General features: G+C 51.9%; 8 protein-coding genes, 2 tRNA genes and 2 rRNA genes. 8 read left to right on the top strand and 4 right to left on the bottom strand.

All coding sequences use genetic code 11. The features are described from left to right. Positions 1-2: 2 nt before the first annotated feature. On the bottom strand, positions 3-374 hold the full coding sequence (arsC, locus tag LVJ78_RS11175) for an arsenate reductase (glutaredoxin) (protein ID WP_132954532.1): 372 nt from the start codon (positions 372-374) through the stop codon (positions 3-5). Positions 375-613: 239 nt separating this feature from the next. Between arsC and LVJ78_RS11170 the strand changes: the two genes are divergently transcribed. After that, positions 614-1,096, top strand: a complete 483-nt coding sequence (locus LVJ78_RS11170; RefSeq protein WP_132954531.1) for a TlpA disulfide reductase family protein — start codon at positions 614-616, stop codon at positions 1,094-1,096. A 67-nt stretch (positions 1,097-1,163) separates the two neighbouring features. Here LVJ78_RS11170 and LVJ78_RS11165 read toward each other — a convergent pair whose 3' ends face one another. Together LVJ78_RS11165 and LVJ78_RS11160 are read right to left on the bottom strand one after the other, a co-directional pair. Continuing rightward, entirely contained in the window at positions 1,164-1,640 is a 477-nt protein-coding gene (locus tag LVJ78_RS11165; RefSeq protein WP_132954530.1) for a GNAT family N-acetyltransferase, read from the bottom strand. A 21-nt stretch (positions 1,641-1,661) separates the two neighbouring features. Next, positions 1,662-2,180 carry a hypothetical protein gene (locus LVJ78_RS11160; protein ID WP_243650389.1) on the bottom strand — a complete coding sequence of 173 codons (519 nt, stop codon included), beginning with the start codon at positions 2,178-2,180 and terminating at the stop codon, positions 1,662-1,664. 198 nt (positions 2,181-2,378) lie between these two features. On the opposite strand from LVJ78_RS11160, the gene LVJ78_RS11155 reads away from it, so the two are divergent. Both LVJ78_RS11155 and glpQ read left to right on the top strand, forming a co-directional pair. Then, positions 2,379-3,554 (top strand): phosphoglycerate kinase, encoded by a 1,176-nt coding sequence (locus LVJ78_RS11155; RefSeq protein WP_132954529.1) that lies wholly within the window; start codon positions 2,379-2,381, stop codon positions 3,552-3,554. Positions 3,555-3,683: 129 nt separating this feature from the next. Next, the gene (gene glpQ, locus LVJ78_RS11150) at positions 3,684-4,730 is read left to right on the top strand and encodes a glycerophosphodiester phosphodiesterase (RefSeq protein WP_207894332.1); all 1,047 of its coding nucleotides are present in this window, start codon (positions 3,684-3,686) and stop codon (positions 4,728-4,730) included. Between the two features lie 277 nt (positions 4,731-5,007). Here glpQ and ffh read toward each other — a convergent pair whose 3' ends face one another. Then, positions 5,008-6,369: a signal recognition particle protein gene (gene ffh, locus LVJ78_RS11145; RefSeq protein WP_132954527.1), complete on the bottom strand. Its 1,362-nt coding sequence runs from the start codon at positions 6,367-6,369 to the stop codon at positions 5,008-5,010. A gap of 111 nt (positions 6,370-6,480) precedes the next feature. Between ffh and LVJ78_RS11140 the strand changes: the two genes are divergently transcribed. The 5 genes from LVJ78_RS11140 to LVJ78_RS11120 all read left to right on the top strand — a co-directional run bounded on the left by LVJ78_RS11140 (position 6,481) and on the right by LVJ78_RS11120 (position 13,262). Continuing rightward, the gene (locus tag LVJ78_RS11140; RefSeq protein WP_132954526.1) at positions 6,481-7,284 is read left to right on the top strand and encodes a cytochrome C assembly family protein; all 804 of its coding nucleotides are present in this window, start codon (positions 6,481-6,483) and stop codon (positions 7,282-7,284) included. A gap of 796 nt (positions 7,285-8,080) precedes the next feature. Continuing rightward, positions 8,081-9,621 (top strand): 16S ribosomal RNA (locus LVJ78_RS11135). Positions 9,622-9,704: 83 nt separating this feature from the next. Further along, positions 9,705-9,781 (top strand) — tRNA-Ile (locus tag LVJ78_RS11130). Between the two features lie 22 nt (positions 9,782-9,803). Continuing rightward, a tRNA-Ala gene (locus LVJ78_RS11125) sits at positions 9,804-9,879 on the top strand. A gap of 491 nt (positions 9,880-10,370) precedes the next feature. Further along, positions 10,371-13,262: ribosomal RNA gene (locus LVJ78_RS11120) — 23S ribosomal RNA — on the top strand. The 16S and 23S rRNA genes sit together here with 2 tRNA genes alongside, the layout of an rRNA operon. Positions 13,263-13,428 lie beyond the last annotated feature (166 nt).

Here is a 13,428-nt window from a genome sequence, read left to right as displayed (position 1 = left end):
GCTCAGGAGGTGTGGTCGGGCAGAATCGCTTCAATGTTTTCCAGCGGGCGGCCGATGGCGGCTTGTTGGCCGAATACGGCAATCGGGCGCTCGATAAGGGCGGGGTGCTCGACCATGGCGGCAATCAGCGCTTCATCGCTTAAGGCCGGGTTGTCGAGCGCAAGTTCGCGGTAAAGCGCATCTTTGGTGCGCATCATGCCGCGCGGCGAATCGAGCTTGAGCCGGCGGTAAAGCTGCTTCAGCTCATCGGCATCGGGCGGGGTGTCGAGATAATGCACCACTTTGATTTTCAAGCCGCGCAATTGCAGCAAGGAAAGCGCCGCGCGCGATTTGCTGCAGCGATTATTGTGATACAGGATAACGGTTTCGGGCATGGCAGATTCCTCAGGTGCGGCAAAGAGATGTTTGGTTTCATTGTAAAGCACGGCTTGCCCCTTGTCGCGTGCGGCGGCCGGGATTTTTAAGCAATTATTGATATGGCGCTAAAGATAGGGGCGCTTGTTGCGGTTACAATAGCCCATTAGCAAACCTAATATCCTGTTTTCGGCTCGCCGCCGGGTTAGTTTATTTTTAGGTTTGGCATGGTTATCGATTTTGAGAAGGCCTTGATAAAATGAAAAAAATCACCGTATTTCTAACAGCGGCTTTACTCGCCGCAGGTGCGCAGGCCGTGGCGGCCGATTTGCAGGATTGGCAAAGCAATGCGCCCGAAAATGTGAACGCACTCAAAGCACCGGTGCGGGTGGTGAATCTTTGGGCCACTTGGTGCGGCCCCTGCCGCAAGGAAATGCCGGAAATGTCGGCATGGTATCAAAAGCAGAAAAAAGGCAGCGTCGATATGGTGGGCATTGCGCTCGACAGCAGCGAGAATATCGGCAGATTTTTAAAAACCACGCCGGTGCGCTATCCGATCTGGCGCTACAGCGGCAACGACAGCCGCGCGTGGATGAAAAGCTTTGGCAACAGCATCGGCGGCTTGCCCTTTACCGTGGTGGAAGCACCCAAGTGCGGCTACCGCCAAACTTTGCTCGGTGAAGTGACGGCGAAAAAGCTGGATGCTGCTTTGGCGGCTGCGCGTGCGAAATGCGCTGCATAATGGTTGTGGCATCAATAAAAATCATTCAAAAGGCCGTCTGAAATTATTTTTCAGACGGCCTTTTGAATCAAACGATGTCCATCAGCATAATCGACACCGTTTCGCCATTCACCCAGCGCTCATCAATGCGCCGCCAGCCATAGCGCTCATAGAGGTTTTGCATATCGGGCGTGTAGAGATAAAGCTGCTGCACGCCCTGAGCGCGGGCAAAATCGATGGCTGTGTGCACCAGCACTTTGCCGGCACCGCAGCCGCGATGCTCGGGCAGCACAAACACATCGCCCAGCCAATAGCGGGCGGCTTCATGATAGTTTAAATCGTATTCTTTCACCGATGCCGAGCCGAGCAGCCGGCTTTGCGCGTCTTCGGCCATCCACACTTGTGGGAAAAGCTGCCCGCCGGCCAAGGCATCTTGGTAGCGCGCCACAATTTTCTGCCGGTTTGCCCAAGGCACAAAATCGTGCCATTGGGCATGCAGGGCATCGGCAAGCTGATCAATATGCTGTGGGCAGGCGGCCAGCGGTTTGATGGTAATTGCGGTCATTGTGTTTCAGCGAGAAGGGGTTTACAGATTACCTTTGAGCACCACGCGGCTGTTCCACGTGCCGATGTGGCATTCGTATTGGCCGCCGCCAACGGTTTTCTTATCGAAATAGCTGATCACGCGCACCGATTTGCTGCCGCGCTGGGCAGCGGTGGTTTGGAAGCGCTTAACGGTGTTTAAAAAAGCGCGTTGGCAGGTTTCTTCAGGGGTTTTGCCCACGGCATTGGCCACTTGGCGCGAAGTGAGCGTGTTGGCGCCGACATTGCCGTAGCTCACGCGTATGGCCGGATCGAGCACTTCTTTGGCTTCGGCAGAATTCAAGGCGGCAGAGGCCGAGCACAAATAAGCATCATTGCGCCCTTTGGTGGGCGCCGGCGTGGGAATGCTGCGGCAATTGCCGGCGCTTGCTGAGGCGGCCGGTTTGGCGGCGCTGCCGGCGGCACCGGTGCGCTCTTCAGTGGGGGCTTTATTGCCGGAGCAGGCCGATAAAGCAAGGGCGGCGAAGCCGGCGAAAGCAAGGGCGGTGATTTTTTTGTTCATAACACGATTTCCTTGTTATTGATGATCAAGTTTTTCAGACGGCCATATGGCTGCTGCGATTGTACTGCATATCGTGCGGATAATGTAGCTGCGTGTAAGGTGATGCACATCAAGCCCCGACAACGCGCGGCTTTACCATTGCGCAGGCTTGCCGCATAATTACCCCGATTTGTTTCATTCACCCACAAGGACACCGACATGGCTTTTTTGAAACTCACCGATCAAAACGTGCAAGGCAAAACCGTATTGATCCGTGCCGATATGAACGTGCCGTTTAAAGACGGTGCCATCAGTGACGACACCCGCATCCGCGCTTCTTTGGCTTCCATTCAATATTGTTTGGACAATGGCGCATCTGTGATTGTGATGTCGCATCTGGGCCGCCCCACCGAGGGCGAGTTCAAGCCTGAAGACGATGTTGCGCCCGTGGCCGCCCATTTGGGTAAGCTTTTGGGCAAAGAAGTGCGCGTGCTCAACGATTGGCGCGAGCAAAAGCCTGCGCTCAAAGCCGGTGACGTGGCCATGCTGCAAAACGTGCGCATCAACAAAGGCGAGAAGAAAAACGATCTCGAATTGGGCAAAGCTTATGCGGCTTTGTGCGATGTGTTTGTAAACGATGCGTTCGGCACGGCTCATCGTGCGCAAGCGTCCACCGAAGCCGTGGCGCAAGCCGCACCGCTGGCCTGTGCGGGTGTGTTGATGGCGGGCGAACTCGATGCGCTGGGCAAAGCCCTCAAAGCGCCGGCACATCCCATGGTGGCGATTGTGGCCGGCAGCAAAGTGTCGACCAAGCTCACCATTTTGGAAAGCCTGGCCGATAAAGTGGATCAGCTCATCGTGGGCGGCGGCATTGCCAACACCTTTTTGCTGGCTGAGGGCAAGCCCATCGGCAAATCGCTGGCCGAGCACGATTTGGTAGACGAAGCGAAAAAAATCATGGCCAAAATGGCTGCCAAAGGCGGCGTGGTGCCACTGCCTACCGATGTGGTGGTGGCTTCCGAATTTGCAGCCGATGCCAAAGCCACGGTTAAATCGGTGGACGATGTAGCAGCCGACGACATGATTCTCGATATCGGCCCGCAATCGGCCGCCGCACTGGCCGAGTTGCTCAAAGCCGCCGGCACCATCGTGTGGAACGGCCCCGTGGGCGTATTTGAATTCGACCAATTTGCCGGCGGCACCGAAGCTTTGGCCAAAGCCATTGCGCAAAGCAACGCCTTCTCAATTGCCGGCGGCGGCGACACGCTGGCGGCCATTGCCAAATTCGGCATCACCGACCAAATCAGTTATATTTCCACCGGCGGCGGTGCGTTTTTGGAATTTTTGGAAGGCAAAGAGCTGCCCGCTGTGGCCGTGTTGGAAAAACGCGCTTGAGTGTTGACCGCTAAACACCGGTATATGCTATAAAAGATGCCGTCTGAAGTTTCAGACGGCATCTTTACATATAATTGTCATCAACGCTGTGTATGCTGGCCGCACATTCATTCCATTAAAGGCATCATCGTGAAAAAATGGCTGTGTTTCCTGGCATTGGCGCTTATCGGAGCAAACACTTTGGCAGCAGACAAACTGATTATCGCCCACCGCGGCGCCAGCGGCTATCTACCCGAACACACACTGGAGAGCAAGGCCTTGGCATTCGGCCAGGGTGCGGATTATCTCGAGCAAGATTTGGTGATGACCAAAGACAATCACCTTGTGGTGATACACGACCATTTTCTCGACGGCCTCACCGATGTGGCGCAGAAATTCCCCGGCCGCGCGCGCGCCGACGGCAAATATTATGTGCCCGATTTCACGCTGGCCGAAATCCGCTCGCTGCAAATGACGGAAAATTTCAAAACCGAAAACGGCAAACAAGTGCCGGTGTATCCCGATCGTTTTCCGCTGTGGCAAGGGTCGTTTAAAATCCACACCTTTGAAGAAGAATTGCAGTTTGTGCGCGGCCTGGAAAAATCCAGCGGCAAACGCATCGGCATTTACCCCGAAATCAAAGCGCCGTGGCTGCACCACCAAGAAGGCAAAGACATCGCCCGCGCCACGTTGGCAATGCTGAAAAAATACGGCTACACGCAAAAAAGCGATCCGGTTTATCTGCAAACCTTTGATTTCAACGAGCTCAAACGCATCAAAACCGAGCTGCTGCCACAAATGGGCATGAATGTGAAACTGGTGCAGCTTGTGGCCTACAGCGATTGGGGCGAAACGCAGGCGCGCCAAAACGGGCGTTGGGTGAATTATGATTACGATTGGATGTTCAAACCCGGCGCGATGAAAGAAATCGCCCGCTACGCCGATGGTGTGGGCCCTGCTTGGTATATGCTGCTGGATGAAAAACAATCGCGTCCCGGCCATATCGTGGCCACGCCGATGGTGGCCGATATCCAAACCACCCAATTGCAGCTGCACCCCTACACCGTGCGCCGCGAAACGCTGCCGCCTTATGTGCGCAATATCGATGAAATGTATGCCGCCTTGTTTGAGCAGGCCAAAGCCGACGGCATTTTCACCGATTTTCCCGATACTTTGGCGCAGTATTTGAAGAAGTGATTCAAACAATCATAAAGGCCGTCTGAAAACATATAATGTTTCAGACGGCCTTTGTCATATTGCAACAACTTTGGAGAAAAGCTAAAGCTCAAGCTGTTTTGAAATCGATTGAAGCGGCCCCAAATAAAAAAGCAGGCCGTCTGAAACATTATATGTTTTCAGACGGCCTTTATGCTGAGGCAGAAACTTTAAGGTAAAAGTTAAATCTCAAGGCTGCTTTAAAATCGATTCAGACGGCCTTTTTATCACATATATATCACAGGCCGTCTGAAACCGATTACATGCCCGGAAATCTGCCTTTCATGCCTTTGGCCATATTCATCAGTTTGCCCATGCCTTTGCCGCTGAACATTTTCATCATCTGCTGCGATTGCTCGAATTGCTTGAGCATTTTGTTCACTTCTTGAATGGTGGTGCCTGAGCCTGCGGCAATGCGGCGCTTGCGGCTGGCTTTGAGCAGGGCAGGGTTGGCGCGCTCTTTGGCCGTCATCGAATTGATAATGGCTTCCACATGACCCATGGCTTTTTCGGCCGTGCCCTCGGGAATCTGCTTGGAAAGCTGGCCGATTTCGCCCGGCATTTTCGACATGATGTTTTCCAGCCCGCCCATATTGCGCATTTGCTGGATTTGCTCTTTAAAGTCGTTTAAATCAAAGCCCTTGCCTTTGTGCAGCTTTTTCGCCATTTTGGCGGCCACTTCTTCATCGATGCCTTTTTGCACATCTTCAATCAAAGTGAGCACGTCGCCCATGCCGAGAATGCGGCTGGCAATACGGTCGGGGTGGAAAGGCTCAAGCCCGTTCACCTTTTCGCCGATACCGATAAATTTAATCGGCTTGCCGGTGGTTTGGCGCACCGATAAAGCCGCACCGCCGCGCGAATCGCCGTCCATTTTGGTGAGAATTACGCCGGTGAGTGGCAGCGCTTCATTAAATGCCTGCGCCGTGTTCACCGCATCTTGGCCGAGCATAGCGTCCACCACAAACAGCGTTTCCACCGGATTCACCGCCGCATGAAGCGCTTTGATTTCGTTCATCATCGCTTCATCAATGGCCAGGCGGCCGGCGGTGTCCACCATCAACACATCGTAGAAATGCTTTTTGGCATAATCCACCGCTGCGCGGGCGATGTCCACCGGCTGCTGGCCGGCATCCGACGGGAAAAAATCCACACCCACTTGTTCGGCCAATAATTTCAGCTGCTCGATGGCGGCAGGGCGGTAAACGTCGGCAGACACCACCAGAATTTTCTTCTTTTGCTCGTTTTTCAGTAGGCGCGAAAGCTTGCCCACGGTGGTGGTTTTACCTGCGCCCTGCAAACCGGCCATCAACACCACCGCCGGCGGCGCAGCGGCCAGATTGAGCGAGCTGTTTTCCTTGCCCATCAAATCGACCAAGGCTTCATTCACCACGCCGATAAAAGCCTGATCGGGCGTGAGGCTGTCGGTGATTTCGCGGCCGAGCGCTTTTTCTTTGACGTTGTTGACAAAGTCTTTTACGATGGGCAGCGCCACATCGGCTTCCAGCAAGGCCAGGCGCACTTCGCGCAAGGCTTCTTTGATGTTGTCTTCCGTGAGTTTGGATTGGCCGCGGATGTTTTTAAAAACATTGCTGAAGCGGCTGGTTAAATTGTCTAACATGCGTATCCTTAATATGAGAATAGCCGCCCGCAAGCAGGCGTTATTTGCTAAAATTGCCATATTCTACACTACAGACGCATTTGTGAATATGCGCGCAACAGAGAGTTTGCCATGCCTATTGTCCTGATTTGCCTGATGCTGGTGTATGCCGGCCTGGCTGTGTTTGTATGGCACCATCAGAAAAAAAATGCCCGGCATTATCCACTGAAAACCGAGCTCGCCATTTTGGCACCGGCGCTTTTGGTGCACGGCTTGGTGCTGATTTTGCCGGTGCTGCACGACCATGTGCTGGTGATGGGGTTTGGCTATTCCGTCAGCCTGATTGTGTGGCTGATGCTCACCATGTATTGGGTCGGCAGCTTCTTCTACCGTTTGCGCGGGCTGCAATTGCTGCTCTATCCCTGTGCGGCTTTTTCCTTATTGCTCGCGGCGGTGTTTCCCGGCCATTACGTTGGCTACCAAATCAGCAATTGGCCGTTTATGCTGCATGTCGGCGCTTCACTGTTGGCCTACGGCCTGTTTGGCATCGTTACTTTGCTGGCGGTGCTGATTCTGCTGCTGAACCGCAATCTGCACAAGCGCCAATTTTCGCCGATGGTGTCGTTTCTGCCGCCGCTGCTGAGTTTGGAAAAGTTAATGTTTCAGGGCATGTGGATAGGCTTTTTGTTGCTCACATTTTCTGTGGTCAGCGGCACGTTTTTTGCTGAAGAAGTATTCGGTAAGCCCGCAGGGCTCACCCATAAAACCGTGTTCGGCATTTTATCGTGGCTGATTTATGGCGCGCTCTTGTCCAAACGCCACCTGAGTGCATGGCGGGGCAAGCAGGCTGCGGTGTGGACCATTATCGGTTTTGTCAGCTTGATGCTCGCTTATGTCGGCAGCAAATTTGTGCTGGAAGTGATTTTGCAGCGTTGACAACATCCCCTAACGAAAAACAGGCTGCCGGATATCCGGCAGCCTGTTTATATTGCATATCAACTTTACCCCTCGCGGAGCATTCTCTCTCTTTAATTATGCCTTTGTGTACTTGGCTTTTCCGAGCGTTTGCTCTTTATGTAAGGAAATGTAATGTATTTGCAATAAAAGCGCAAGTAGCTTGATGAAGTTTCTGCTACAAAAGCGCGAAATCACACAAAATCATCTTATCGTAAAATTAAATCTCAAAGTTCTTTGGAATTGCCCATAATATGCCGATGCGCATAGGCTGTTTTGTGTATTCTTGCCTGGGATTGCATTGCATATTGAAATAATCGCAAAGGCCGTCTGAACCCCTTTTCAGACGGCCTTAGTACGATATTGTTCTCTGCATTGTTTTGACTGGCAGGAAATGGAGGGGAGAGTTGATAAAAAATACCCAGCTAAAACAATCGGGTGATATTTTATTGTAAATATTTTTGCAGATAGATGTTGACGGGTTTTGGTGGTTTGGGTATAGTTCGGTTCTTCGCTGCTTCGGCGGCGATGTGATGAACAGATAATTATAGCACAGTTGGTCTTAATTTAAAGCGTTTTTGAAACGATTTGTATGAATTGAGGTTGACAAAGGATTTTGTTGCTGTATACTGCCATCCCTGCTCTTTAACAAACAGATTACCGATAAGTGTGAGTGCGGAGACGCCTCACACTGTTGAAAAAAGATAGACAAGATTATGTATAACATATCTTCGTTTATTTCTTTGAAGCAGACCAGAAGTTAAAAAAGTTAGAGATTGAACATAAGAGTTTGATCCTGGCTCAGATTGAACGCTGGCGGCATGCTTTACACATGCAAGTCGGACGGCAGCATAGAAGAGCTTGCTCTTTTGATGGCGAGTGGCGAACGGGTGAGTAATGCATCGGAACGTACCGAGTAGTGGGGGATAACTGTCCGAAAGGATGGCTAATACCGCATATTCTCTGAGGAGGAAAGCAGGGGACCTTAGGGCCTTGCGCTATTTGAGCGGCCGATGTCTGATTAGCTAGTTGGTGGGGTAAGAGCCCACCAAGGCGACGATCAGTAGCGGGTCTGAGAGGATGATCCGCCACACTGGGACTGAGACACGGCCCAGACTCCTACGGGAGGCAGCAGTGGGGAATTTTGGACAATGGGCGCAAGCCTGATCCAGCCATGCCGCGTGTATGAAGAAGGCCTTCGGGTTGTAAAGTACTTTTGTCAGGGAAGAAAAGCCTGGGGATAACACCCTCAGGTCATGACGGTACCTGAAGAATAAGCACCGGCTAACTACGTGCCAGCAGCCGCGGTAATACGTAGGGTGCGAGCGTTAATCGGAATTACTGGGCGTAAAGCGAGCGCAGACGGTTATTTAAGCAAGATGTGAAAGCCCCGGGCTCAACTTGGGAACTGCGTTTTGAACTGGGTAACTAGAGTGTGTCAGAGGGGGGTAGAATTCCACGTGTAGCAGTGAAATGCGTAGAGATGTGGAGGAATACCGATGGCGAAGGCAGCCCCCTGGGATAACACTGACGTTCATGCTCGAAAGCGTGGGTAGCAAACAGGATTAGATACCCTGGTAGTCCACGCCCTAAACGATGTCAATTAGCTGTTGGGGTACATGATGCCTTAGTAGCGTAGCTAACGCGTGAAATTGACCGCCTGGGGAGTACGGTCGCAAGATTAAAACTCAAAGGAATTGACGGGGACCCGCACAAGCGGTGGATGATGTGGATTAATTCGATGCAACGCGAAGAACCTTACCTGGTCTTGACATGTACGGAATCTCTTAGAGATAGGAGAGTGCCTTCGGGAGCCGTAACACAGGTGCTGCATGGCTGTCGTCAGCTCGTGTCGTGAGATGTTGGGTTAAGTCCCGCAACGAGCGCAACCCTTGCCATTAGTTGCCATCATTAAGTTGGGCACTCTAATGGGACTGCCGGTGACAAACCGGAGGAAGGTGGGGATGACGTCAAGTCCTCATGGCCCTTATGACCAGGGCTTCACACGTCATACAATGGTCGGTACAGAGGGTAGCCAAGCCGCGAGGTGGAGCCAATCCCAGAAAACCGATCGTAGTCCGGATTGCACTCTGCAACTCGAGTGCATGAAGTCGGAATCGCTAGTAATCGCAGGTCAGCATACTGCGGTGAATACGTTCCCGGGTCTTGTACACACCGCCCGTCACACCATGGGAGTGGGGGATACCAGAATTGGGTAGGGTAACCTTCGGGAGCCCGCTTAACACGGTATGCTTCATGACTGGGGTGAAGTCGTAACAAGGTAGCCGTAGGGGAACCTGCGGCTGGATCACCTCCTTTCTAGAGAAGACGGGGCGTATTCGCATTCACACTTATCGGTAAACTGTAGATTAGAGATGCAAAGGAAGTAAACATAAGGCCTTGGGTTTGTAGCTCAGCTGGTTAGAGCACACGCTTGATAAGCGTGGGGTCGGAGGTTCAAGTCCTCCCAGACCCACCAATCAGAGGCCGGACCCGACACTGGGGGCATAGCTCAGTTGGTAGAGCACCTGCTTTGCAAGCAGGGGGTCATCGGTTCGATCCCGTTTGCCTCCACCACACTTTGCAAATCAAAGCGAAAGCGAAAGCTGCCGTAGAAGGCGGCAGACAAGCAGAAGCAAAACAAAAGGATAAGAAGGCGACTTCTTATTTTTAGTTGACTTCAAGAGGTTGGCTGCTATAATGGCCAGCTCGTTTTGATTTGCGAAGCGAAGAGACGCAGCAAAAGCTGAGTTTCGAAGCCGCATCGATCTTTAACAAATTGGAAAGCCGAAATCAACAAACAAAGACAATGTTGGTTTGGATGTAAAAGGCAAGGGTTGCAACCCGAGTCGATTCAGCCTATGGATAGGCCGTCTGAAAAGACGGGCGCCATAAGCACAGCCAAGCCATAAAAATTTGGGTGATGATTGTATCGGACGCACTCTGAGCACAAAAGGCAGAGTGTGTCACACAACAAAGCAGTAAGCTTTATCAGAGTAAACATCTCTAGTTTATTCCCCTAGTCAACGGGAGGATAAGCGAAGTCAGAGAGGTCGTTCAAATGATAGAGTCAAGTGAATAAGTGCATCAGGTGGATGCCTTGGCGATGATAGGCGACGAAGGACGTGTAAGCCTGCGAAAAGCGTGGGGGAGCTGGCAATAAAGCAATGATCCCGCGATGTCCGAATGGGGAAACCCACCGTATTCTGTACGGTATCCTTGTCTGAATACATAGGGCAAGAGAAGCGAACCCGGAGAACTGAACCATCTAAGTACCCGGAGGAAAAGAAATCAACCGAGATTGCGCAAGTAGTGGCGAGCGAACGCGCAAGAGCCTGTATATGATAGCTGGCGAGATAGAAGAACAAGCTGGGAAGCTTGGCCATAGTGGGTGACAGCCCCGTATTCGAAATCTCATCAGTGGTACTAGGTATACGACAAGTAGGGCGGGACACGTGAAATCCTGTTTGAAGATGGGGGGACCATCCTCCAAGGCTAAATACTCATCATCGACCGATAGTGAACCAGTACCGTGAGGGAAAGGCGAAAAGAACCCCGGGAGGGGAGTGAAATAGAACCTGAAACCTGATGCATACAAACAGTGGGAGCGGACTTGTTCCGTGACTGCGTACCTTTTGTATAATGGGTCAACGACTTACATTCAGTAGCGAGCTTAACCGAATAGGGGAGGCGTAGGGAAACCGAGTCTTAATAGGGCGACAAGTTGCTGGGTGTAGACCCGAAACCGAGTGATCTATCCATGGCCAGGATGAAGGTGCCGTAACAGGTACTGGAGGTCCGAACCCACGCATGTTGCAAAATGCGGGGATGAGCTGTGGATAGGGGTGAAAGGCTAAACAAACTCGGAGATAGCTGGTTCTCCCCGAAAACTATTTAGGTAGTGCCTCGAGTAAGAGACTGATGGGGGTAAAGCACTGTTATGGCTAGGGGGTTATTGCAACTTACCAACCCATGGCAAACTAAGAATACCATCAAGTCGTTTCTCGGGAGACAGACAGCGGGTGCTAACGTCCGTTGTCAAGAGGGAAACAACCCAGACCGCCAGCTAAGGTCCCAAATGATAGATTAAGTGGTAAACGAAGTGGGAAGGCCCAGACAGCCAGGATGTTGGCTTAGAAGCAGCCATCATTTAAAGAAAGCGTAATAGCTCACTGGTCGAGTCGTCCTGCGCGGAAGATGTAACGGGGCTCAAATCTATAACCGAAGCTGCGGATACGTGTTTACACGTATGGTAGGGGAGCGTTCTGTAGGCCGAAGAAGGTGAATCGAGAGGTTTGCTGGAGGTATCAGAAGTGCGAATGTTGACATGAGTAGCGATAAAGCGGGTGAAAAGCCCGCTCGCCGAAAACCCAAGGTTTCCTACGCAACGTTCATCGGCGTAGGGTGAGTCGGCCCCTAAGGCGAGGCAGAAATGCGTAGTCGATGGGAAACGGGTTAATATTCCCGTACTTTGATTTGGTGCGATGTGGGGACGGAGAAGGTTATGTCAGCAAGCTGTTGGAATAGCTTGTTCAAGCCGGTAGGTGGAAAGTTTAGGCAAATCCGGACTTTCATAACACCGAGAAGCGATAACGATTGTCTACGGACAAGAAGTGACAGATACCACGCTTCCAGGAAAAGCCACTAAGCTTCAGCCAAGTCAGAACCGTACCGCAAACCGACACAGGTGGGTAGGATGAGAATTCTAAGGCGCTTGAGAGAACTCAGGAGAAGGAACTCGGCAAATTGATACCGTAACTTCGGGAGAAGGTATGCCCTTTGATGTGAAAGACTAGCTCTGTAAGCATCGGAGGGTCGCAGAGAATCGGTGGCTGCGACTGTTTATTAAAAACACAGCACTCTGCTAACACGAAAGTGGACGTATAGGGTGTGACGCCTGCCCGGTGCTGGAAGGTTAATTGAAGATGTGAGAGCATTGGATCGAAGCCCCAGTAAACGGCGGCCGTAACTATAACGGTCCTAAGGTAGCGAAATTCCTTGTCGGGTAAGTTCCGACCCGCACGAATGGCGTAACGATGGCCACACTGTCTCCTCCTGAGACTCAGCGAAGTTGAAATGGTTGTGAAGATGCAATCTCCCCGCTGCTAGACGGAAAGACCCCGTGAACCTTTACTGTAGCTTTGCATTGGACTTTGAAGTCACTTGTGTAGGATAGGTGGGAGGCTTAGAAGCAGAGACGCTAGTTTCTGTGGAGCCGTCCTTGAAATACCACCCTGGTGACTTTGAGGTTCTAACCCAGACCCGTAATCCGGGTCGGGGACCGTGCATGGTAGGCAGTTTGACTGGGGCGGTCTCCTCCCAAAGAGTAACGGAGGAGTTCGAAGGTTACCTAGGTCCGGTCGGAAATCGGGCTGATAGTGCAATGGCAAAAGGTAGCTTAACTGCGAGACCGACAAGTCGAGCAGGTGCGAAAGCAGGACATAGTGATCCGGTGGTTCTGAATGGAAGGGCCATCGCTCAACGGATAAAAGGTACTCCGGGGATAACAGGCTGATTCCGCCCAAGAGTTCATATCGACGGCGGAGTTTGGCACCTCGATGTCGGCTCATCACATCCTGGGGCTGTAGTCGGTCCCAAGGGTATGGCTGTTCGCCATTTAAAGTGGTACGTGAGCTGGGTTTAAAACGTCGTGAGACAGTTTGGTCCCTATCTGCAGTGGGCGTTGGAAGTTTGACGGGGGCTGCTCCTAGTACGAGAGGACCGGAGTGGACGAACCTCTGGTGTACCGGTTGTCACGCCAGTGGCATAGCCGGGTAGCTAAGTTCGGAAGAGATAAGCGCTGAAAGCATCTAAGCGCGAAACTCGCCTGAAGATGAGACTTCCCTGGTGGTTAAACCACCCTAAAGAGTCGTTCGAGACCAGGACGTTGATAGGTCGGGTGTGGAAGCGCGGTAACGCGTGAAGCTAACCGATACTAATTGCTCGTGAGGCTTGACTCTATCATTTGAGAGACTTCGAATGAAGAAAAGCTTACTGAAGTCATGAGTTGCAGGATACTGCAATCATGCGATAACAAACATTACCCTGTTGGAAGTGCGAAGAGCATTTCATGTTGATAAAGCGCCGGAGAAGAATCCAGCGCGACGGCTTTCGAAATTTGTACAG

This window comes from Uruburuella suis, from assembly GCF_022870845.1.
GTDB lineage: Bacteria > Pseudomonadota > Gammaproteobacteria > Burkholderiales > Neisseriaceae > Neisseria > Neisseria suis.
Note: the sequence above shows the minus strand (reverse complement) of the source record. Positions and strands in the feature narration are given on the sequence as shown.

Coding starts and splice junctions, on each gene's coding strand:
- LVJ78_RS11155 (WP_132954529.1), top strand. CDS start 2,379: ATGGCTTTTTTGAAACTCACCGATCAAAACGTGCAAGGCAAAACCGTA.
- ffh (WP_132954527.1), bottom strand. CDS start 6,369: ATGTTAGACAATTTAACCAGCCGCTTCAGCAATGTTTTTAAAAACATC.
- LVJ78_RS11140 (WP_132954526.1), top strand. CDS start 6,481: ATGCCTATTGTCCTGATTTGCCTGATGCTGGTGTATGCCGGCCTGGCT.
- arsC (WP_132954532.1), bottom strand. CDS start 374: ATGCCCGAAACCGTTATCCTGTATCACAATAATCGCTGCAGCAAATCG.
- LVJ78_RS11165 (WP_132954530.1), bottom strand. CDS start 1,640: ATGACCGCAATTACCATCAAACCGCTGGCCGCCTGCCCACAGCATATT.
- LVJ78_RS11170 (WP_132954531.1), top strand. CDS start 614: ATGAAAAAAATCACCGTATTTCTAACAGCGGCTTTACTCGCCGCAGGT.
- LVJ78_RS11160 (WP_243650389.1), bottom strand. CDS start 2,180: ATGAACAAAAAAATCACCGCCCTTGCTTTCGCCGGCTTCGCCGCCCTT.